Source organism: Gracilibacillus orientalis (genome assembly GCF_900114645.1).
Classification (GTDB): Bacteria; Bacillota; Bacilli; order Bacillales; family Amphibacillaceae; genus Gracilibacillus; species Gracilibacillus orientalis.
Map to the genome: position 1 here is coordinate 233,339 of NZ_FOTR01000001.1, position 26,105 is coordinate 259,443.

General features: G+C 30.4%; 10 protein-coding genes. All 10 read right to left on the reverse strand.

All coding sequences use genetic code 11. The features are described 5' to 3' along the window. Positions 1 to 270: 270 nt before the first annotated feature. On the reverse strand, positions 271 to 972 hold the full coding sequence (locus BM121_RS01145) for a ParB N-terminal domain-containing protein (protein WP_091479920.1): 702 nt from the start codon (positions 970 to 972) through the stop codon (positions 271 to 273). Between the two features lie 87 nt (positions 973 to 1,059). Further along, positions 1,060 to 2,019: a 2,3-diaminopropionate biosynthesis protein SbnB gene (locus tag BM121_RS01150; protein WP_091479923.1), complete on the reverse strand. Its 960-nt coding sequence runs from the start codon at positions 2,017 to 2,019 to the stop codon at positions 1,060 to 1,062. Between the two features lie 42 nt (positions 2,020 to 2,061). Then, positions 2,062 to 3,018 carry a 2,3-diaminopropionate biosynthesis protein SbnA gene (gene sbnA / locus BM121_RS01155; RefSeq protein ID WP_091479926.1) on the reverse strand — a complete coding sequence of 319 codons (957 nt, stop codon included), beginning with the start codon at positions 3,016 to 3,018 and terminating at the stop codon, positions 2,062 to 2,064. A gap of 43 nt (positions 3,019 to 3,061) precedes the next feature. Further along, positions 3,062 to 6,325: a non-ribosomal peptide synthetase gene (locus tag BM121_RS01160; RefSeq protein WP_091479929.1), complete on the reverse strand. Its 3,264-nt coding sequence runs from the start codon at positions 6,323 to 6,325 to the stop codon at positions 3,062 to 3,064. A 70-nt stretch (positions 6,326 to 6,395) separates the two neighbouring features. Continuing rightward, positions 6,396 to 9,482 carry a cyclic peptide export ABC transporter gene (locus BM121_RS01165; protein ID WP_091479933.1) on the reverse strand — a complete coding sequence of 1,029 codons (3,087 nt, stop codon included), beginning with the start codon at positions 9,480 to 9,482 and terminating at the stop codon, positions 6,396 to 6,398. 55 nt (positions 9,483 to 9,537) lie between these two features. Further along, positions 9,538 to 13,998 (reverse strand): non-ribosomal peptide synthetase, encoded by a 4,461-nt coding sequence (locus BM121_RS01170; RefSeq protein ID WP_175495267.1) that lies wholly within the window; start codon positions 13,996 to 13,998, stop codon positions 9,538 to 9,540. A 24-nt stretch (positions 13,999 to 14,022) separates the two neighbouring features. Next, positions 14,023 to 14,709, reverse strand: coding sequence for a thioesterase II family protein (locus BM121_RS01175; RefSeq protein ID WP_091479940.1), 687 nt, complete (start codon positions 14,707 to 14,709; stop codon positions 14,023 to 14,025). A gap of 5 nt (positions 14,710 to 14,714) precedes the next feature. Next, complete coding sequence (locus BM121_RS01180) at positions 14,715 to 15,431, reverse strand: 4'-phosphopantetheinyl transferase family protein (RefSeq protein WP_175495268.1); 717 nt, start codon at positions 15,429 to 15,431, stop codon at positions 14,715 to 14,717. A 20-nt stretch (positions 15,432 to 15,451) separates the two neighbouring features. Further along, a complete protein-coding gene (locus BM121_RS01185; protein ID WP_091479947.1) occupies positions 15,452 to 16,276 on the reverse strand; it encodes an alpha/beta fold hydrolase in 825 nt (274 codons plus the stop codon). Between the two features lie 108 nt (positions 16,277 to 16,384). Continuing rightward, entirely contained in the window at positions 16,385 to 25,957 is a 9,573-nt protein-coding gene (locus BM121_RS01190) for a non-ribosomal peptide synthetase (protein ID WP_175495269.1), read from the reverse strand. Positions 25,958 to 26,105 lie beyond the last annotated feature (148 nt).

Below are 26,105 nucleotides of genomic sequence, written 5' to 3' on the forward strand. Positions count from 1 at the left end.
CCCCAATCTATTTGTCCTGCTTCACCAGGTTCATAACTCAGAGGAACAAATACCTTCGCTCGTTTTTGTCGAAGAAATGCCACTACCTGTCGTATCGTAGATTCCCCACCTGTGAATCCATATTCATCGACTAAACGATCATAGATTCTACGATCAGTGTGTTTTTATTTATTAATGTTTTCCTGTATAGATGTTTTTTTCTTCATATCCTAGATAGTCGACGATCAATCTCTAGAGATTAAATATACAAAATTATAGTTATTTTCTCTATTATAGTTCTAATTCATCTAAAAATTCTCTAATCTCTAAATCAGAAGGCCTTTGTAAAATAGATAAAGGAATCTTTAAACCTTCCATTTTATTAAATCCTCCAAATTTAGTTACATTAGAAGGGAACAATTGATGATTTATTGAATTTATATAAATGTCATCCAGTGTAATGCCTTCATAACAAATCCATTGCGTTTTATCTTTAATAAGATCTTCTCTATGAAATTCGCTTTCCTTATACATATTAAAAATGGTTAATACGAATGAGAAAAATTGTGATTTGTCTACGGTAATTTGCTTTCTCGAATTGCCTATCCCAATACTAATTCCAGATCTTTGAGCGGTTGTACTACGATTATGCTTATTAATGTAATTCAATATTTTCTCAAAATTAGCATTGTCCAATGCATGATACCAGTAGTCTAACTTTATTTCAGACTTACCTACGATTTGAATAGGTACTAATTTGCAATTTAAATCAATTAGTGATTTGAGTCTATGGTGACCATCCAAAACAATCAGTCTGTTATTAAGGTTTAAACAATTAATAGGATTATTAATAAAACCGGTTTGCTGTATATCTTTCAGTATATTATTTATATTTTTTGTAACTTGTTCGTGGGGATATAAAGCTTCCGGTTTTACAAATTTTATATTATCAATGGAGTTAGTAATCTGATTCTTTTTTTGTATATAATTCATAACTTCTCCTTATATAAACAGTTAGATTTAATTAATTTTAAGAAAAAGCAAAATAGAGTTTGTTTATTACTACTCGTGCCTATTTGCTTATAGCTCTTGACCTACGTTAAGTTCTTTTGATTTTTTATAATAGTACTCTGCTAAGGCTATATCAAAAACAGCCATTCCCATGGGATTAAACATTACATTATTATTTTGATTGTAATCTTTAAACCCTTCCCTACAAACTATATCGGTGATCGTTTTAACCATATTTTCTTCAAGGCCTTTTTCTAGAGAGAATCTCTCAACATCCGTATCCTCCCTGCAAACTTCCTTCCAATTATCTACAATGATGGTATCTTTAACATACTCATAAACTTCGCTAGTATAATCCCTTAGAGATACATTTAATAAAAGTGCTCCTGCTTTTGGTTTTTCATTGATATATGGTTTATCTGAAACCGTACAAGTCATAACTATATCACTGTTTAAATAAGCCTCTTTCCAATTATTACAAACAATAAATCTATTATCCTTTTTAAGGTTTTCTTTATGAATTTCTTTTAAATCATAGATATAAATCTTCTTGATTTTATCACCAAGTAACGCTGTTACCATTTGATAATGTTGTTGCCCTATAGGACCCCAGCCAATAATACCAATGTTAAGATTAGTGTCATCTTTTTGTTTTAAATAATGCTTCATTATCAACCCGGAAACTGATGCTGTTCTAATAATACTTATTAAAGGAGTATTAATGATTGATTTTACTTCGCCTGTATCTGCATTATTAATTACGACTACACAATTTGCTCTTGGAATATTTTTTTTAATGTTATCTGGAAAACTCGCAATCCACTTAATTCCAGCAGAGTGAATATCTTGGCCTACGTATGCAGGCATAGCTATTATGCGGTTCTTCATATTGTTATACCTTAAATACGGTTTTACAGGTTGAGCATAATCATCCACATCTAATGCTTGTACTGCTGTTTCAATACAGCTAATAGTTTCATTCCAATTAGTGTCCATTTGTCTAAATTCATTATCAGATAAATATTTCATTTTAAGTCTCCTTCAGTTGGTTATAATAGTTTTATGGAAAAGTTATTGATTTACAGAAGTAATAATTTTGCTCATATATTCACTATACAAACTTTCAAAATATCGTTCCCCTCTATCTGCAAACAGGGTTACTACATTTGGCTTAAACCCAATTTTTTTGTTAAGAAAATATTTTTTCACCCCTGCAAATACTGACCCTGAAGATCCTCCAGCAAAAATATTATGTTTCCATAAAAGGTCTTTACACATTTCAACACTTTCTTCTTCACTCACTATAACGACATCATCAATATAAGCTTCTGCTAAAATTGGTGGAATAATACTAGACCCTATTCCTGGTATAGATCTAAAGCTAGGTTTCTCTCCAAAGATAATAGAACCTTTAACATCGACTGCAATAATTTTAGAATTTGGAAAACGTTCTTTTACATATCGAGAAATACCAGTAATTGTCCCCCCTGAACTAACTCCCAGAAATATATAATCAAGTTCAACCTGATCACATATTTCTTTTCCAACAGTCCTCCCATATGCATTTGCATTTTCTGGATTCTCATATTGGTTAATCCAATAGCTATTCTCAATCTCTTGAACTAATTCTTTTACCTTATCAATTCTTGAGATTAAATACCCTCCTGATTCGTCTGCTTTATCAACCTTTACTATCTCACCACCAACGGACTTTATAATAAATTCATTGATCGGTAATATTTTGGGATCTACTACACAGATGAATTTTAACCCATAATAGCTACAATAATTTGCTAGTGCTACACCAAAATTTCCAGACGACGATTCAATAATTGTTGTTGATTCATTTATGTTCCCACTATTCAATAGATGTTTGATCATTTCACTGGCAGCCCTATCCTTAACACTTCCTGTAGGGTTATATCCTTCTAATTTTGCAAATAAATTAATATTTTTCAACTTATCGTCCTTTATTCGAACCATAGGAGTAGCTCCTACGCTTTCCAAAACGTTATTATATACTCTCATTTATATGCACCTCTTTTTTATCTTAATATTATGTTAATTTAGGCTAGTTAGCGTTAAAAGTATTTCTTTTTACTCTCTTAATATTATCAGGAACTAAAATATCGTTATTTTTTTTGTCTTTACTTATATAATCTGCTAAAAGCCTTATTGTTGGTAAATTGAAAAGCTCTCCTAAAGGAATTTGTACGCCGAATTCCTTATATATGTTTGATGCAATCGTTGTAGCTTTAATGGAGTGCCCACCTAAAGTATAGAAATTGTCATTCACACCGATCATATCTCTTTCAAGAACGTTCCGCCAAATAACCTGGAGCTTACTTTCAATCTCATTATTAGGCGCTTCATACTCTGCTCTTAAGTCGTAAAATTGTGGTTCGGGAAGTGCATTAACGTCAATTTTACCGTTTTTGTTTAACGGAAACTTTTCTAGTGTTACATATGATTGAGGCATCATATAATATGGCATTTTCATTTGTAAGTCTTTGTGTAATTCCTCTACATCAATGGCATGTTTTGTAACCAAATATGCACACAACTTTTTATCACCATTGTCACTAATTACGGTTGTAACAAAGGCATTTTTAACTCTTTGAAAGCTCAAAAGCTCCTGTTCAATTTCTCCTAGTTCAATTCTAAAACCTCTTACCTTTACCTGTTTATCTTCTCTGTCAAGAAATTCTATATTCCCATTTGGCAACCATCTTCCATAATCTCCTGTTTTATAGACAATATTCGAGGAACCAAAGTTGGACATATCAATATCTTTGAATTGGTTTTTATTAAATAAATTTTCAGCCACTTTAAAACTCTTTTTAGTCAAGTCTGGTCTGTTTAAGTAACCTTTAATAAGTCCAGCACCTGATACATATATATATCCAGGAACACCAATGGGAACTATTTGCTTATTATTATTTAGTATAAATATGCTTGTATTAGAGATTGGTCTTCCAATAGGAACTGTTTTGAGATTTTCATCCATACAATCCAACTTATAAAATGTTGTGAAAATAGTATTCTCAGTAGGACCATACACATGAAGTATCTTACCTTTTCCCAAAGTATTTAATGCCTTCTCCATATGATTGTAAGATACTCTTTCTCCACCTGTTAAAACCTTTTTGATATTCTTAAGACAATTAACATTTAAATCCACTAATGTATTAAATAATACTGTCGTTATAAAAAATACAGTAATTTCTTCCTTCTCAATGATGTTTGCTAATTTGACAATATTAAATGATGTCTCTTTATCTACTAATACTAATTTAGCTCCATTTAATAGTGATCCAAATATATCAAATGCAGAACCATCAAAAGTATAATTTGATAATTGTAAAAGTGTATCATTATGAGTAATTTCTATATAATTAGTATCTTTAACTGTTCTAATAACATTACGATGACTTGTAAGTGTCCCCTTCGGTCTTCCAGTCGACCCAGATGTATATATTGTATAAATTAAATCATCTGGTAGATTCGTGTCTTCCAGGTTAACCGTTTCTTGTTTATTGATTTGTTGTTCATCAATATCCAAACAGATCTTATAAATATTAGGATTCAATGCACTATTAAATGATGGTAATAACTCTGACTCGGTTATAAGAGCATAGCTTTTAGAATCCTCTAAAATATTCACCAGTCTATCAACTGGACTCTTAGGATCTAAAGGTAAATATGCAGCTCCTGCTTTAATGATCCCCAAAATACCAACAATCATTTCAACAGACGGATTAACTAGTAACCCCACTATATCATTTGTTTTCACGCCTTTTTTTCTTATATAGTGGGCCAACTGATTCGATTTTTCATTCAATTCTTTATAACTAAATTCGTTGCCCTCAAATACTATTGCAGTATTATCTTTGTGGGCATCTACTTGTTCCTCAAACAGCTGTTTTACCGTTTTCTCGACTGAACTAGCTTTGGTGTTATTGAATTCATGAACTATCTCATACCTTTCTTCCTTAGAAAGAATATCTACTTCATCAATCATTTTTAATTTATTATTAACAAGATTATCTAATATTGTATTAAAATGAATACTCATATTATTGATAACCTGAGGATCAAAAGAATGAACATCATATATAAAGTTTGTTTTTATTTGATTAAAGTCTTCAACAGAAAAAGTTAAATCATAATTAGTCATTTCAAAATTAGAGTAATTATTTATTTTAAGGGAACTCTTATCATTACCATCATAGTTTAGGTTTAATGGGTAATTCTCTATTACTACAATAGAATTAAAAATATCTTCATTACCTATTTTTTCACTATGGTTTTTTATTTCATAAAGTGGTGTATGATTGTATACGTCTCTCTCTAGTAACATTTGATTAACGTCCATTAGAATGTTTTCTATCGTCTCTTTTCCTGAAATTTTTACTCGTAAAGGCAAGGTATTGATAAATAACCCTACCGTATTCTCAATATTATCTATATCAACATTTCTTCCTGAGACTGTTGTGCCGAAAAGAATATCTTTTGACGAACTATACTTATGGAGTAACAGTGACCATGCAGTATACATCACTGTAGCAATAGTAAACTTATTTGTTCTAGTAAAGGCCCTAAGTTTAGACTCTAATTCAATAGGTAATAGACGGTTTAAACTTGCTATATTATTTTTTGAAGCATTTCCTTTATTTTTCCTGTAAGTAGGTAGCTCAGTGGCTGACTCAAATCCCTTTAAATATGATTTCCAATAAGTCTGGGCCTGTGTTTCATCTACTTTATTGCATACCTCAATAAACTCGCTAAACTTACCTTTTTTATTCAAACTTATTTCCTTATTTTTAGATAAATTATTATAGAATTCAATAAATTCTTTTAGTATTATCCCGCTGCTCCATCCATCAAATAATATATGGTGATGAGACAAGACAACTTCAAACTCATTACTAGAAAGTTTAATCAAATGAATTCGGAACGGTTCTGAAGAAATATCTATTTTTTTCATCCTATCTTGTTGCTTAAGTTTTTCTAGTTCAGCAAGTGAAATTTCTTTATCAAGTTGAGTAAAATCATAATGTATAATTGGGACAACCGCATCTTTTAAAACTACGCATACCGGTTGGGAAAGTTTTTCCCATCTAAAAACGCTTCGTAAAATTTCGTTCGACCTCACCACTGATTCCCACGTACTTTTAAATATAGAGTTTTCTATATTCCCAGTAATATTTAGAGATACTTGTTCAAAATACTGTTCACTTTCACTATCTTGTAAGTAGTGATATAACAATCCCTTTTGCATAGGTGTCAATTCGAGAATTCTTTCTACATTATTTTTTTCTATTGTTGTATGCAAATCTTTTCCTCCTTGATCATACTGTTGGTAATTATTTTTTTATATGAATATTTAGAATAAAGTAAACAGATCAATTCAATACCATACTCTGATTGTCTAAACTAATCATTTTTCCCATGTCCATTTTAATAACTTTATCCGCATAAGAAAAATATCTATCATCATGTGTAACTGCAATTATACATTTTCCTTTTTTCTGAAGATCAGGTAATAGGTTGCTATAGAAAAACAGTCTAAACTCTGGATCTTGATCAGCGGTCCATTCATCAAACACATATATTGGTCTATCATCTAAGTAAGAAACTAATAAAGCTAATCTCTTCTTTTGACCAGTAGATAACTTAGTGGTACTAAATTTCCCATTAATTATTTCCACTTTTTTATCTAATTGTAATATCTTTAGATAATTTTTAATTTCATTTTCCTTATCCGTATAATCAATGCCATAAAGCTTTTCAAATAAGAAAAAATCATTAAATATTGCTGAATAGTATTCATTTAGAATGTTTGGGGAAACCGTATTACCGTTCAGTATTAAATTTCCGCTTGTCGGAGTATATAATCCCGTTATAAGCTTGGCAAAAGTAGATTTTCCGCTTCCATTACCTCCAGTGATAAAAATAATTTCACCAGAATTAAACTGATAGTTAATCGGGCCTACCTTGAATTTAGTTTCTTCCCCTTGATTATATTCGTACGCAACATCCTTCAATTGTAGTTGAACTTCTGCATAATGTTGAACTTGTTGAGAAGTAACTGAGTTAACCTTCGAAGTTAGTTTATCGATTAACGTTGTAATCCTATTTAGGCTTATTTTTATCTCAATAATATTTGGGATTGTGTCTAATATAGCGTGAATAGGACCAATCATATACAATAAGATAAATACATAACTAGTTATATTTGCTGTTTCAAGATTATTCAATACAACTGGAAAAACTAGTGCTATACATCCGATAGCAAGTGTAAATAACAATTCACCCATTACAAACATATTAGCAAATGCTAAAGCAGATTTCTTTTTTGTATCTTTATATCTATCTGAACTTTCTTCTAAATCATTTTGAAACTCCTGCTTTTTTTTCCTACTAAGAGTTAACTCTTTAAAGCCAGAGACAAGACTAAAAATGTACTTAAAAAATATATTTTCTAGATCTCTCGACTCTTCACCAATTCTATTTGCATATCTGCCAGCTAGATAATAAATACTGGCAATAAATAAAATTATTCCTAGAGATAGTAGGAGCACATAAAAATTTATAAAACTCAAGTATGCAAAGCAACATATTAAAGTGATAGCACTAGTAATTCCACCTACTATTATATTTGTGGCATTGCTAATTGTTTCTGTATCGTTATTTAAAGTAGACTCAATCGTTCCCTTTTCGATATTTTCAAAATGCTCATAGGGAGTACTTAACAACTTCTTAACTATCTGCATCCTCTTGAAATAAACTATTTCATTTGTAATACTTATTACTTTTGCTCTCACAATTTTTTGCCCATATACGTAGATAATGATACCTAAAACGAAATAAACGATTAAATTTATTTTTGTTTTCTCATCACTATTTATAGCTAAGTTAATGGTCAAAATAATGAGCGCATTCCCTAACCCGCTTGCAATACTAACTAACGATAGCATCAACAGTGATTTATCATCTTTCTTTTTTACAAAACTAATTAGCAGAGAGTAAGCGTACACTAACCAAAGACAAGCATATCCCAAATAAAGCGCCCATTTTATACTAGAAGGTAACCATATAAAAGTGAATTTCCAATCTACTCCATCGTAAAAAATGTAAGGAATTAAGTATATGCAATATGATAAAATCATCATAATGATTAAGGAAGCTAAAATCTTTAATATACCCCTTTTACCTTTCTTATCTACATACCTTCTTTTAGCTTTTAACTCTTTTAATACCTTTATAATAAACCCTAAACTTGTAGCAATAATTATTATAGAAACACAAATGATTGCTACGGCTATATAGTCCGTTATCATATTCAAATCTTTTATATTGCTAACATTACCTTCGTCTAATAGGATCTTATTAATCTCATTACCAATATTCTCAACATAAGCTGAGTTAATATTACTTAAAACTGCAATACCAATCTTTTCTTCTGGTCTAAAGAGGATAAAAGATGAATAGTTAGGGTTATTTCCTCCATGGGATATTTCCCCGCCTCCCTTTTGGTATACAAACCATCCACTTGCGTAGGAAGATCCATCTTGTAGTTGTTCAACTCTACGATTTGCTATATGTGACTTTTCAATTAAATTATTGTTAAATTTCGATTCCTTTAAGACGCCAAGTTGAATTTTTAACCATTTTTCCATATCATTAGAATTAGTAATGATATATCCTGCTGGCTTATTCCCCTCATAACTAGGAGCATTATACAATCGAGGCTCCGTAAATAACTGTTTATAACCTTGAGCCATTCTATCTTTTTCAAACTCATTATCATACATATAGGTATTATTTAATCCCATTGGTTCTAATATATTTCTTTTGATAAACTCTTCATATTTAATACCAGTTGTCTTTTCAATTAATAAGCCTAAAATATCATAATTGATAGTGGCGTATTGAAATTTCTCTCCTGGAGTGCTATCTAATTCCACTCCGACTAGCGTCCTTACAGTAGCTTCTATAGCTTTTTCTCCATTAGAAATAGGAATTTCACTTATAGTATTAAATGGAACGCCACTGGTGTGATAAAGTATATCTCTTACTGTAACGGTAGCTTTTTCTCCTTTATACGTCATACTTAACCATGGTATATAGTCTGTTATTGGAGCATTAATATCTACAGTGCCGTTGTCGACTAAAGTAAGAACTCCTAAGGCCGTAAAAGCCTTACTTGTAGATCCTAATTCAAACAAAGTATCAGACGTTACTTCCTTACCGTTATCAATATCTGCATAACCAAATCCGCTCTTATAAACTGTTTTATCTTCATTTACAATAGTTACAGATAAACCTGGTATATCCCCTTTTTCCATTTGCTTTTCTATAAATTCTTCTATTTTCTTTATGTTTTCATTGGACACATTCACCTCGCTAGTTGCAGCACTTATTTCTAAAGAAGAGCTTAACAACAAACTCATAAACATAATAAATGTGAATATTATCTTGATTTGCATAATAATCCCCCTTCAATTTAAAAGATTTTTCATCCAGACCCTATAATGATTGTGACTAATTGAACATAATATCCAAGTCCTCCTGAGTCATACCATTTACTCTGAAATCTGAAGGGGTATATTCTCTTTCCAGCTTAGTAAGACAGTGATCGAAAATCTCTAATAAAACAGTAATATATTTATTAATAAGGTATTCTGCTTTCTCTTTTTTTAGAGTATGTTGATTATAGGTAAAGGATAGTTCTAGCTTTTCGTCAACTAGAATTGCCATTACGTCTAAAAGAGCAGTCATTTCGTTGCTTTCATCACTATCTAGACCGAATTTAACATTAGAAATATTATTTTCTTTATCTTTTAGAAAATCATTAAAATCACCAATATAGTTAAATCGTATATATTTTTTAAAGTCACCATCTATTTCATTTTTTAAATATCTAAGAATACTATAGTTAAATCCTTTATTAGGTACTTGTCTTAACTGTTCTTTGATAGACATCATCTTACTTTCTAGTGAATTCTGATCAACAGTAAAATATGCAGGGAATATGCTAGTAAACCAACCAACAGTCCTTGATACATCCAATGATTCAAGGAAATTCTCACGCCCATGTCTTTCCAACTCTATGATGACCTCATTGCTATCACTAAATTTATTTAACGTCAATACAAGTCCTATTACCAATAATTCATTTACATCGATATTATATATATCATTTGCCTTTTGTATGGGATCAATAATTCTTGTTCTATCCATACTTGTTTTTATGGTAATAGAATTGGCATTTGTACTATTTTCTTTTTCAGCAGAAAGAACTAGAGTATCTAAGTCCTTGTTCAAGATTGATGTCCAATAATCTTTTTCCTCTTTAAACTCTTGTTTACTATACTCTACTAAGTGGTTCGCCCATTTCTTATAAGAATTTGTTTTTAAATATGGAATGATACTTTCATTATTATTAATACCATCGATCACTGCAAAAAAGTCTTCTATGAGAATGCGCCACGAGAAACCATCAACCATTAAATGATGAGCAATAAATAATAAAGCTTGGCCTCTTTCGCCTAAATCAAATACCTTCACTCTAAAATTAAGGTTATTTTCTAAATTAAAATCTGTTTCTAAACTATTTGATATTACTTCATCTTGAGTAACTTGATTTCTTTCACTTAAATCTAAATAATCAACTACATCAATATCTACTAAATTTAAATCCTTATAATATAAGGTTGCTTTTTCTCTGTCATAGTTAACACGTAACATATCATGGTATTCAATTAGGTGATTTACTGTTTCTTTAATTTTGTCTAAATTTAATGCTTTTGAAATTTCCAGTAATACATATTGATTGTAATGATTATCATTCTTAAAATTTTGATTAAAAAACCAATTGGTAATAGGAGTATTAGTGATCTTTCCAGCATATTCGTCTTTATTAATTAGGTTGCTTTTTTGTTTTTTAATTATATATTTGGGAATATCTGCTAATTTATCACTTAAAAGAATATTATTTACCTTAAGTTCCATATCAAGGCTTCTCAATTTTCCAACTATCTGTATAGCTTTTATAGAGTCACCGCCTAATTGAAAAAAGTTATCGTTCATACTAACTTTCTTTAGGTTCAATACATCCCCTATTACTTTGAGTAATTCCTTTTCTAAGTCCGTAACCCCATCTACATAATTTTCATTAAGATTAACTTTAGGTAATAGGGAAAAATCAATTTTCCCATTACTTGTAAGAGGGAATTCATCTATACATATATAATTATTAGGTATCATAAATTGAGGCAGAAATTGAGATAGCCATTTTTTTATCTCTAAATTTTCAAATTGTTTTTCTGCGATTATATATGCTGTAAGAATATTAGGATTATTATTAAGTACAACAACATCTTTGACATACTTATTTTCTAAGATGCAACTCTCAATTTCCGCGATTTCAATTCGATGTCCACGTATTTTCACCTGACTATCTGCTCTACCTAAATATTCGATATTTCCATCAGCTAGGTACGTTCCGATATCACCTGTTTTGTACATTCGTTGTCCATTTATAAAGGGATTAGTTAAAAATCTCTCCTTAGTTAACTCTTCTTGATTTAAGTAACCTTTTGATACTCCATCTCCAGAAATATAGATTTCTCCTGGTATACCATTAGGCAAGACATCTAAATCTTTATTTAGAATATATATCTGAACATTGTCAGCCGGATATCCTATTGGCACTGATTTCCTTAAATATTCTACAGGCTTATACTTATACCACATACAACCAACAACAGTCTCGGTTGGTCCATATTCATTATATATATCAATATTCTTATTAAAGCTTTCATATATTTCGGATGCCAAAGTAGTCTTTAAATCTTCTCCACCTACTACAAATGTTCTAACAGAACTATTCTCATAATTCAGGTCTTTTAATAAGGATAGATGGGATGGTGTTAGTTTAATTAAAGTAGATTTATTTTCTTTAAGAACCTTATAAAGAATAAATTCATTGTCTCCATTATGATAAATTCTAATGGAAGTGCTAGAAATTAAAGGTGTAAAGATTGAAGTAATAGTTAAATCAAATGATATGGAAGAATACAATGCAAAAATTTCCTTATCATCTTTCACATATTTTCTCTTAGCCCAGGATAAATAGTTCATTAATCCCTTTTGTTCGACCAAAACACCCTTAGGCTTTCCAGTGGATCCGGATGTATAGATTATATAAGCAATATCTTCTGGACTCTCCAGCTCGTTTAAGTTGTTTTTGGAATATGACTCTAATGTCATTCCTTTTAAATTTACTATTGATCCTTCAAAATCGACATTTGTAATAACATCAATATCTGCTAATAGAATTCCACTATTGGAATCATTCAGTATATATTCTATTCTTCCACTAGGATAACTTGGATCAATCGGTACATACGTTCCTCCTGATTTTAGTATACCTAGTATACCTATAATTAGTTCAAAAGAATGCGCTGTCATAATTGCAACATTTGAACCTTTATTTACACCGACTTCTTTAAGATAATTGGCCAGTTGGTTAGACTTCTCATTCAACTGTCGATATGTTAAATATTCATTCTCTAAATATAAGGCTATTTTCTCGGGATTACTTTTCACTTGCAATTCAAAAATTTCTTGGACCGTGCTACTACTTGGATAAGTATAGTTAGTCGAATTAAAGGTGAATATCTTTTGGAAACGTTCGTTATCATCTAGTAAGTGTATATCTTTAAAATGAGTGTTCGGTGAGTCGATAACTTGTCTAATAATATTTTGTATACATTCATACATATTAATAATATCTTCTTCTAAATACTCACTCAGCTTATAATCAAAGGAAAATATAATGTCATTTTTCTCTTCTTTAATTACTAGTTGTAAGGGATAATTCTGGTGCCCACTATAATACTCTTCAATCTCCAATTCGATTCCTTCTATATTGGAGGTAAATTCAGAATTATAGCAGTTAACAGACATAGTAAACAAACTATCAAACCCTCTTTTGTTTAATTCTAAGTCCTTTATAAGTAAATCATACGGATATCTCTGATTTCTGTAACAGTTTTTCATTTCCTTCTTAACGGCTATTAATAATTCAGTAAATGGACTCTCATTATTTACTGTAAACCTAAAGGGCATGGTACTAGTAAACATGCCAACTAAACTTTTTTCAGCCTTTCCTAAACGATTAAATATAGGAGTACCAATAGTAATATCATCCTGATTGCTGGTTTTACCTAAATAAATAAGTGCACATGTTAAGATAAAATCATTTAAAGTATAATTATTATCTTTTAAATATTTTTTAAGTTGAATTGAGATGTTTTGTTCAGCAATAAAATTTTTCCTATTTCCCTCGAGTTTTTCTGAAGACTTATACAAAAACTCCGTATTTAAATCACTAAATTTGTGATTCCAATATGTTTTATTTTTAGAATATCTTTCCGAGTTTATATATTCATCTTCACTTTTTATAAAATCTAAATAGGAAGACTTCGAAGTTATTGGTTTATCCGATCGAATCAACTTGTGATAATTTTCACATATTTGTCTTTCAATAAGAGCTATAGACCACCCATCGGCAATTATATGATGAATAGCTAATACAAAGCCGTATTCATTATTACTCTTTTTATATATAGCAAAATAATATAGTTTATTATCTTCCAGTTCAAATCTTTTTTTAAATATCTCTTTTACCCAAGTGCGCAATTCATTTTCTGAATGTTTTATTGTGGTGAAATCAAAAAAGTCTATATCCTCGTAATCATAATTCCTGATGAACTGATAGAGATCCCCTTCCATTTCACGGAAATTTAATCGAAGTCCCTCATTATTTTGAATGGTAATATTAATAGCTCTTTCTAATTTTTCAACCTCAATTGGACCTTTAAAATTTAATGTACCTCCAATAGTATGTAATGGAGAATCAGTGTAAATCTTATCAATGTATCCAATCCTTTTCTGTGGATGTGTTAATCTGTAATATTTATTCTGCTCTTCTCCCATAATAATCATCCTTTCTAACATCATTTATTCTAATAATGTTCTATTTAAGATATCAGAAATTTGTTCTATATTATCGTTAATATAGAAATGATTTCCTTCTAATTCATACACGGTTGATTTACCTTGGGAATGTGATTGCCAATCTAGCATATCTTCAAATTTCAACACCTCTTCATTACCATATAGAAGAGTTATATCACATAAAATTTGGTTAGCCTTTTTGCTATAAGTATAAGAATTTATTAGCTCAAAATCATTTCTTATAATCGGTAAATAGATGTCTAAAAACTCCTCATTTTGTAAAAGCTCTTCTTGAGTCCCCCCAAGGTTTCTAATCCTATTTATTAAGTCCTGGTCAGTTAACTTCTTTATAAGATTATTCCTTTTATTATGAGGTGCTTTATAACTTGAGAAAAAGAGGTGTTTAGGTTTTTTCATGTTTGACTCTTGAATTTTGTAATAGAGTTCATAGGCAATCAGACTTCCCATGCTATGTCCAAAAATGGCATAATCACTATCAGTGTTATCCGATATATAGCCATAAACATCCTCGATTACTTCTTCAAAATTAGAATAGAAAGGCTCATTGAATCGTTTTCCTCTCCCTTTTAATTCTATAGGCTCTAAAACAATCTTATCACTTAAATAATTTTTCCATTTATAATAAGCTGAGGCGCTTCCTCCGGCATATGGTAAACAAAATAATCTCAAGATTATTACCCCTTCTCCTGTTGTAAATAAATATTATTAAAATGGCTAATTAATTCTTTTTGATCAACTGTTATAATATTTGGTTTTACAATATCCTTTCCAGAACAAACAGCAATTTTATATCCAGGTATTACATTATATTGAAACAGACTTTTGTAGTAGTCATTCTGGTAGTTCCCATTAACTACAGAAATATTGCCTTCTAAAGATATATTTATAGAGAAATCTTTTAAGGAGAGCGATAATCCTAACCCGCAACATTTAATATAACTCTCCTTCAAAGTCCATATTTCATAAAATTTATCTAATCTATTATTTGAATCACTATTAATATACTTACATTCTTCATTTGTAAAAAAGGCAGTTGATATTTCTTCAACATTTAAAGGTTTAATCTCCTCAATATCACAACCAACATCATTATCATTAATTGCGCACATTACATAATTCCCGGAATGGGAGATATTAAAATGAAAAGAAGGAAAGCCCTTAAGAGAAGGCTTTCCATACAGATTTTTTTCAAAATAAATTTCTTTATTTTCTATCCCTATTTTTCCCATGATAAGATACCTGATGAGAACTTCTCCAACTGTTGTACGTAATTTGTCCTCAGATTTAATAAACCTTTGAACTCTTTTACTTTTTTCAGAGTCCATTAGTGGATAAAGATTTGAAAGTTCCCCATCAGCTAAACTGGTGATTTTGACTAAGTATATATCCATAATGCTATTGAATAACATTTTTATGAATTTTTTGAGTTATCGAAAAAGAATTCCGAAATCATTTTAAAAAAAAGCTCTGGAGATTCCAGGTTAGCTAAATGTGCAGCATCAGGTATTGTAATCCTTTTAACAGAAGGAAGTTCTTTACTCATTAGCTCAGATATATCATGAAAATCTTGAACATCATACTTACCATTAATAATTAGTACAGGGACTCGAATATCTTTTATCTGTAAGATGTTATCTTCCGTTTCTATTTCTTCGCAAGGATGATCTGGTTCAGGCTTAGTTAAAGATTTTATCTGCATATCAATAACTAATTGTTTCACATCTGAATTGATAAGTTCAGGGTCCCTATTTCTTAGTATCCATGTTTCATAGTTAAACTGTGCTGTTTCTTCTATTTTACCTTCTTGTAATAATTTTTCTTCTCCTTCTTCATATTCTTGGAGGTAAGACGAGTCTTCCCATCCACTTAAAGCTGGAGACAAAAGTGCTAAACTCAGACATTTTTCTGGGTTCTCTAGATAAAAATCAATAGCTATTTTCCCACCAAATGAAGCTGCTAAAATATGAGTATGGTTAATGTCTAGGTGTGTAAGAAGTTCATTAATAATATTACTATAAGAGTAATTTACTCCAGTGAAATCACTTGATCCATAGCCAGGAAGATCAAGCCTAACTACCCGATATTTTTCTGATAATAAGTGAAATTCTTTATCCCACATACGTGAATCTGCAATTCCAGCATGAAGTAATAATAAATTTTCACCAGTACCTTTTGAGTGAAAATAAATATTAGCTCCCGTAGCATTAAGAATCCCTTTTACTTCATTTGTTTGCATAGTATACTAACCTCCACTTTATATTTATAAATAAATAATGAGCAATACTTAAAACATGAATAAGGTAAGGCTATCTCTATATAAGAAACGACCTCACATATAACTTGCTTATAATTTCAGTCTTTTTAATATACTCTCAGCACTTTCTCCCTTTTCCATCCTATTTAATAATTCAATAGCTTCATTTTCGTCTAACAATTCAATAGCAGCTATTAAATTATCCTTTGCTTCAATATCTTTCATAATAAACCTAGCTACTGACTCAACTGTTGGATTCTCAAAAAAGTCTCTAAATCCTAATGTGTAACTAAATTCTCTCTCAATTTCAATAATTAATTTATTAACAAGTAAAGAATGGCCACCTATATCAAAAAAGTTATTATTCAATCCAACTTTGGATACCTCTAACAGTTTACCCATGATAGTAGATACTTGTTTTTCAATATCAGTTTTAGGTGCTACATATTCTAAATCCTGATTTAAATTATCTATACTATCATTTGGTTTAGGTAATGCTGCACGATTAATTTTACCATTTGGAGTAAGAGGTAGTTTATCCATCCTTATAAAAAATGATGGAACCATATAACTAGGTAACAGTTTCATAAGATAATCTTTAAATTGAATGTTTTCCATTTTTTCTTCGCTTACATAGTAACATACCAAACGATCTTGATTATTATGGTTGTTAGGAACCACCACACAATCACTAATGTTTTTATGTTTTCGTATTGCAAACTCAATTTCTGAAATTTCTATTCTAAATCCTCTTATTTTAACTTGATGATCCAGTCTACCAAGGAACTGTATGCTTCCATCAGGTAAATATCTACATAAGTCACCAGATTTATAAAGCCTACCTCCTTTTTCACTAGAGAAAGGATCTGGTATAAATGACTTTGCTGTTTCTCGCGGATTATCAATGTATCCTCTGCCAACACTTATACCACCTATAAACAATTCACCTTTTACTCCGATTGGTACAGGTCTTAGAAAATCATCAAGAATATAAATTTTTATATTTGATAAGCGAAATCCTATTGGCAATGGAATAGGTTCTTGATCTATCCTTGTTGGAACAAAATAATGTGTAACATCATCTGAACACTCTGTTGGCCCATATGCGTTAATAATAGGTATATGAGGAAAATTCTTATACCATTTTTCACAAATATCGTTAGGCAAGGCTTCCCCAGTAACTATTAAAAATCTTAAATTTGAAATCAAAACAGACTCATTTAAATCCAACACAGCTCTTAACAAAGAGGGAACCACTTCTAAAATGGTAGCATTAACTTTATTTGCTTCAGAGAATAAAGTTAATGGGTTCATTGCCACATCTTGGTTTACTATATGAACGTTTCCACCTGTTAAAAGACAAATAAGATTTTGCCAAACAGAAATATCAAAAGATTGCGACGAATTTTGAATGATTGTATCCTTTTCAATATTTAGGTCTCTAATTTTAGCAAATAGATGATTTATCATACCCTTTTGCTCAATCATAACTCCTTTTGGTTGGCCAGTAGAACCTGAAGTAAATATAACATAAGATAAGTCTGATTCTTTACCTAGATGGATTCTTTGTTCAACTAATGATGTATCAATACATTTAGTTTCTAACAAATCCTCAATATAAAGTATAGGTATTCCATTACTAATTTTTTCAACATCTTTAGCTAGAGATTTTTCTGCAATAATAATGTCAGATTTACTTTGATCTAAAATCTGAGAAGCTCTAGCCTTAAGATAGTTAGGATCTATTGGTACATAAGCTGCTCTTGAATGAAAGACACCAATCATAGACACTAAGAAATTTGTAGAGCGCTCTAAATATAAAGATACATGGCTTCCAACATTAATGTTATTTGCTATCAACTCAGCAGCTACTATACATGAGCGATTCCAAACTTCACTATAAGTTAGACTTTTTTCGTGATCGGACGCGCAAATTTTTTCTGAATGTTTAATAGCTGCGTTTTTAAGAAGTTGCGAGTATGTTTTGTCTGTAGGGAATTTATCTTCCGTTTGATTCCAATTCGTCACTACCTTTGCATAGGAGTTTCTATCCAACACGTCTATTTCAGATAATAATAAATTTTGATCGTAAGTAATGTCTTCTATAACTTTTTTGTAACTGTTGAAAAGGTTATTTATTGTACTTTCTTTATATAGACTGCTATCAAATTCAATATTTACAACATAACCATCATCTCGTTCTTCTAATACAAACATCAAATCAAATTTGGCTGTATTGTTATGAATAGGCAGAGTCCTTACTTCCACATCAGGTAAGTCAATTTCTTTCATATTCATATTATTGAGAACAAACATAACCTGAAATAAAGGGTTTTGCTCCATATTTCTAACTGGGTGTAATGCTTCAACAACCTTTTCAAACGGTACGTCTTGATTATTTAATGAATCTACAGTATCTTCTTTTACTCTTCTCAAAAACTCTTTAAAACTTGGGTTATCTCTGCCATCTAGTTTCATAACCACCGTATTAACAAAATAACCAATTAATTCTTCGATAGCAGCATTCTTTCTTCCTAATACCGGTGAACCCACTGTTACAGCTTTCATTCCTGAATACTTTTGAAGTAAAACACCAAAGGCACTTAACAGAAATACATATGGTGTCACACTATTTTCTTTACAAATTTCTTTAATAGTATCCTTAGAAATCTCAGTCATTTTATAAGAAATATTCTTCCCTATATTTGACCAATCAAGCTTTCTTGGGAAATCACTTGGAATTTCTAGAGTCTCATTAAAGTCCTCTAGTTTTTCTTTCCAATAAGTTAACTGGTTGTTAAGCACCCCTGAACCAAGTAACCGTTTATGCCAATTGGCATAATCAGCAAATTGGAACTCTAATTTTGGAAGAGCATCCTGAGTCTTAAATGATTTATAATAGTAAGATACTTCTTCCATCAAAATTTTAATAGACCATTCATCTGAGATAATATGGTGCATAACAACCATTAACTTGTAATGATTATCTGCCACTTCTAATAAAGTTAACTTAAATAAAGGCCCTTTATCAAAATTAAAACGCCTTCTTCCTTCTTCTAGCACTATATCAGACCACGATTTATTCTCTACAATTTCTAAAGGGGTAGGTACTGAATTAAGTACCTTTTGATAGAATTCTCCTTCTTCTTCATAGAAAACGGTTCTAAGTACTTCATGTCTCGTTATGATTTGAGATATAGCACTTTGAAATGCCTCAATGTTTATGTTTCCGATAAACTCCATAGCACCAGAAACATTATAAGAATAATCATCTGGCATGATTTTATTTATAAGTAATAGTTGCTGTTGTCCATAGGATGCTGGAATTCTCACGTTCCTATTAACCTTACTAATTTTAACCTGGGAACTAGTACTATATTCATTTTTTATACTTTTTGCTAAATCTTTAATCGTAGGTTTCTCAAATATAATACGAATTGGAACAGAAAGATTTTTACATTGATTAATTTTATTTATTACTTGAGTTGCAGTTAGCGAATAGCCCCCTATTTCAAAGAAATTAGATGTAGTACTTATATTATCAATATTAAGCACTTCACTTATAATTTTAGAAATCTCTATCTCTAATGGTGTAGTAGGAGCGACATATTTATCTGCTGTGTGAATAGTTGTTTTTGGATAAGGCAACAGCTTGTAGTCTATTTTCCCATTTAAAGACAAAGGTATCTTATCTATTTTTATGAAATTTGAAGGAACCATATAACCTGGTATTTTGTCACTTAGGATTGCTTTGAAATAATCTATATCTACCTCATTTTTTGATAGATAATAAGCAACTAGTCTTGTATGAGACTCTTGTTCATATGTCCAAACTACGCAATCATTTATCTCTTCCATTTGCATAATTGCCTGCTCAACCTCACCTAACTCAATTCGAAAACCACGAACCTTCACTTGCCTATCTTTTCGATTAATAAATTGATAAACACCGTTTCCAATATGACGACACAAATCTCCTGTTTTGTATAATCTCGAAGCGAGTCCATCAGAATATGAGTTTGGAATAAAACTAATTGCAGTCTGTTTAGGATTATTATAATATCCCCTACCTACTCCCTCACCACTAATATAAAGTTCTCCAGGAACCCCATCAGGAACCAAATTAAGATGTTTATCCAATATATATATATTAGTATTTATTATTTTTTTACCAATAGGAACTGAAATTAAGTTCTCTGATTGATTTACAGGGACAAAATAATGAGTAACATCATCAGAACATTCCGTTGGACCATAAGCATTTACCAATTTAACATCAGGGAATTTTCGATAAAATCTATTAGCTAAGTTAACAGGCAATACCTCTCCTGTTACAAGGAGATACTTTAATGCATTAGTATTAATACTAATATCCATATCTAATGCTACTCTTAGAAAAGAAGGTACAACTTCTAAAATATCGATCTCTTTATCAGCTTGATATTGAAACAATTTGATTGGGTTTGTAGATACCTCTTGATTAGTAATGTATACGCTTCCTCCTGTCAAAAGAGAAACTAAATTCTGCCATACAGAGATATCAAAACTTTGGGAAGCATTTTGTATAATTTTATCGTCTTTTAATTCTAAATCTTCAATCTTAGAATAAAGATGATTTATCATGCCTTTTTGCTCCACCATAGCTCCTTTTGGTGTTCCTGTTGAACCAGAAGTAAATATAATATAGCTTAAATCCCTGGGTTTTCCTTCCTTAATAAACTGTAAAATCTCTAGATCAAATAACCCATCGGGTGTTGGAAGATCTTCATAGTAAATTACTTTAATATCAGAATCAACTTGTTTGAAAATATCCGAAAACTTTCTTTCAGAAAGTACAACTTTGCATTTAATCTGACTTAATATATTGTTTATTCTACTTATAGGATAGTAAGGATCAATTGGGACGTATGCTCCACGTATATTGAAAGTACCTATTATTGAACTTAAAAAGCGACTTGACCTATCCATAATAATGGGTAATATATCGCCTTGTTTTAGATCATTATCTAAAAGATATTTTGACACTTTTGCAGACTCATTCCATAAGTCTGTATATGTTAATATTCTTTCATCATCTTCAACTGCCATTTTATCTGCATGAATATTGGTTTTTTTGTAGAACAACTGAGAAAATGTTTGATCTAAAGGGATACTATCTAGTCTTGTGAAACTTTCCTGTAACAGGTATGATTTCTGTTTTTCAGGAATGACTGATATGGTATTAAGCTGATTATGTGGTTCTGATATACACGAATTAATGATTTGCTCAAAAACCTCAGACATTGATACGATGGTTTCTGTTTTAAATAAATTTGTATCATATTCAAAGTTTGCAATTAAGTTTCCATTTGCTTGTTCTTCTACAATAACCATTAAATCAAACTTAGTAGAATAACTTTCTATATCTAAAGATTTAACCAATATATTTGGTAATTCTACTTCTTTAGTTGGTGTATTTTGTAGGACAAACATTACCTGAAATAAACTACTATTATTGATATTTCTCTCGGGATTAATTGCTTGAACTACTTTCTCAAAAGGAACCTCTTGATTAGACATACTTTCGCTAATATCTTGTTTATTTTTTTCTAAATACTCATTAAAAGTTGGGTTATTTGAACCATCTAAAGAGATAGAAATGGTATTTACAAAATACCCAATTAAATCTTCAAGTGTAGATGCATTTCTATTAGCAACAGGAGTCCCAACTATAATTTTTTCATTCCCTGAGTATCGCTGTAACATTAGCCCAAAACAGGATATCAATAAAGAAAACATGGATGATTCTGATTTAAATGCATAGTCTTTCAATTTGGTAACAGTATCTTGATGTAAGGCAGTTATATGATGTAATCCCTTTCTATCTCTACTAAACCCTCTAGGATAATCAGTAGGTAACTCCAGTGTTTTTGATGCTTTTTTAAATTTATTCACCCAGTATTTTATTTGATTATTGAATAGTTCACTGCTTTCTTGTTTCTTTTGCCATGCAGCATAGTCTCGATATTGAATATCCAAAGGTGCAAGACTATTTTTGTAGCTTTTTTCATCATACTGCTGATAATATTCAAGAAAATCTTTAATTAATAGGTGAACCGACCAGCCATCGAAAATAATATGGTGAATGACAAAGAGCAATCTATGTTTATTTTTATTTAACTTCACTAACGAAATATGAAATAAAGGTGCAGTTTCTAAATTGAATATTCTATGTGTTTCAGTCTTACATATTTCTTCCCAGCCCTTGAGGGGATTTTCATCTTGAGATAGGTCAATATACGTAAACGGCAACTCAATATCATCCGAAATTAATTGATAAGCAGAGTTATCTTCCTTTATAAACTGAGTTCTTAGAATTTCATGTCTAAGTATTACTTGTTCCCATGCTCTTTTCATTGCAAGAAGGTTAATATCTCCTATAAATTCAAAACCACCGGGTATATTGTATCCATGAGATTCTGGATTTATTTCATTAATTAAAAGTATTTGATCTTGACCAAAAGAAGCTACTGCGGGATTATCACTAATTTTTGATATTAACTTGCTATTAGCAGTAGGCTCTAATGAATCAATTGTCTCAGCTATATCTCTAATAGTAGGAGACTTAAGAAATGCTTTTAGTGAAAGATCTATAGAGAAAGATTCTTTTATTCTACTTATAACACTCATTACCATTAGTGAATGACCACCATAATGGAAAAAACTTTTTTCTACATTAATTTTATTAATATTTAAGACATCGCAGAAAATATTTAATAGCTTTTTTTCTGTTTCAGTTTTTGGATAAGAATCGTCCTCTAAAATTTCCTGATTAAAATCAGGATAAGGTAACTTCTTTTTATCTAATTTGCCATTCGAAGTAAGAGGAATACTATCAAGTTTTATAAATAAATTAGGAATCATATATTTAGGTAAAACATTCAAAAGTTTTTTATATATTTTTTCAGAACTTAACTCAGAATCCGAAGTGTAATAGCAGAGTAATTGGTTGTGATCTTTTGAAGCAATCACTGCAACCCTTTTTACTTCTTTAAATTGGATTTTTACTGTGTTTTCAACTTCTCCAGTTTCTATTCTGTATCCTCTAATTTTTACCTGCTCATCTTTTCTGCCAATATACTCAATTTTTCCATCGTAATTTAATCGGCATATATCCCCCGAACGATAAAGGCGTTTTGATGGAATGTCAGATAAGTGGTCAGGAATAAACAACTGAGAAGTGGTTTTAGGATTTTGATGATAACCGTTAGAAACGCTATCTCCTCCAATATACAATTCACCTGGGAACCCTGGCGGTAAGACATTTAAGTTTTCATCGAGTATATACAACGAAACATTAGGAATTTCTCTGCCTATGGTTATATTTTTTTTATTAAAAGGGTACCGTATCTCCTCAATTGAACAACCTACTGTACTCTCTGTAGGACCATACTCATTGAATATAACCATATCCTGATTTTCTATCTTTTGAATATGATGATTATAAAGTTGTTCTCCGCCTACAATTAAGCAAGAAACATGATTATACCAAGAATTTAAATCCTGATTTATTATGTCTAAATGTGAAGGAGTCAGCTTAATGAATCGAAATTTATTCTTTGAACAAATAACTCTATTTAATTCATTTATCTCGTCATCTTTCTTAATTAATATAGTAAGGTTAGAGAAAAGTGGTAAAAACACGCTAGTAAGTGTTAAATCAAAAGAAATAGAAGAATGTAATAAAGCATATTCCCCTTCAAAAGGAATTATATATGTGTTTTCCGCAAAATTAAGATAGTTTAAAAACTGCCTTTGGTTGACAATAACACCTTTTGGTAACCCTGTAGATCCAGATGTATATATCATATAAAGAGGATTATTAATATTCTCTTTTGGAATTAGAGATTCATCATACTCCATTTCTTTTATACCAGAAGTAATAATTATTTTACCTTTAAAATCAAAATCTAGGATTTCTTCTGTAATTAAATAGCTTACATTATCTCTCTTTAACATTGACTCAACTCTTTGTTTTGGTAGACTTTTATCAAGTAAAATTGCACAAGCTCCAGCCTTAATTACAGAAAGAAATTGGATGATAAATTCAGAAGATCTAGACATATATATTCCTACAAAATCTCCTTCTTTTACTCCCTTATTTAGTAAATGGATTGTCGATTGATTAACTTTATTACTTACAGTTAGATAATCTAAAGTTATCTCTCCATCTTCTATACAGGGTTTACTAGGATTTTGTATAACATTTTGTTCAAATCGCTTTATTATTGATTCCATTGGGTATTCGATATTATTTTGTTCCTTACCAATACTATGGTTCGTGTGAAAATTACTATCGAATATATTAATATCAGACAAGAGGTTTTCAGGGTTCTTAATAAACTCACACAAAATTTTTGTGTATGCGTAAATCAAACTAGAAACTGTTTCAACATGCCATAGGTTTTTCTTATATTCAAAATTAATATTAAGAATATCATTCTCCTCAGAAATAAACATAGTCATATCAAATTTGGCTTGCTTTGCATTAATTTCTGAGGCATTTATTTTCAGATCGTTCAAACTAAGTGAACTTTTTGGCATATTTTGCATAACAAACATAATGTTAGTTAGTGGATTGGCTTCGTATGTTCGTTCTGGAGCTATTGCTTTAACTATTTCACTAAAAGGTAAATTTTGATTAGTGAAACTTAATGAGATTTCATCTTTAGCTTCATTTATATAATTAGATACACTTGAATTTGAATCTATGTTGAACACTATTGGAAGTGTATTCACAAAATTTCCAATAACACCTTCAAGTTCTTTAAAAGGTCTATTTGCAACTGGTGTTCCTATAATAATATTACTTTTTCTTGAAAATTTATTTATAAGAAATGCAAAAGCTGACATTAAAAACATGTAAGGTGTAATTTGGTGTTTTTCACAAAAAATCCTTATGTTATTATACAATTGCCTATCAATAATAGAAGTCAAATTTCCAGATTCATCTGGGTTAATTGCGTCTGTTTTATAATCTTTTGGTAGATCAAGTCGCTCAATTGGCGCATTAAACTTTCCCTTCCAATAAGAAATAGCTTGATCAAACTTATTTTTATGGAAATTTTGATCTTGCCATGCTGCATAATCTGCAAATTGAATATCTAATTCATCAAGGTTACTCTTGCCTTCAGTAAGTAAAGAATTATAGGCCTTTGTCAGATCATCAATTAGTACTTTTACTGACCAACCATCTGCAATAATATGGTGCATAACTATAATTAATCGATGATGGTTATTACTAAATTTGACTAAAGTAAAATGTATGAGAGGTTCATTTTCTAAATCGAATACCTTTATTGATTCTTGATGAACTAACTTGTCCCATTCTTTCTCTGCCGGTTTGTTCATTTCTACATTGACAAAGTTTATAGGAACCTTAAGTTCAGAACGAATAATTTGTTGAATGGATCCCTCAATAAAATTAAGATTAGTTCTTAGAGACTCATGTTTCTTTATAATTGCCTGTACACTTTCTTCTAGAATCGTTACATCTAAATTACCATCAAATTCTAGTACTCCTGCTATATTATATGCATTTGATTCTTGTTTCATTTGATGTATTAGCCATAATCCCATTTGTTCTCGAGATGCTGGCATTTTGTACTTTTCGCTCATCTTCATATGTTTACACACCCTTTCCATAAAACAAATCATGTAAAAAAAACACTACTATTTCCCTTTCCTTACTTGTCTATAAGAACTTAGTTTTTTTCATAAAGTAAAAATGTACAATATAAAAACCACACCTACAAATTGTAGGTGTGATTTT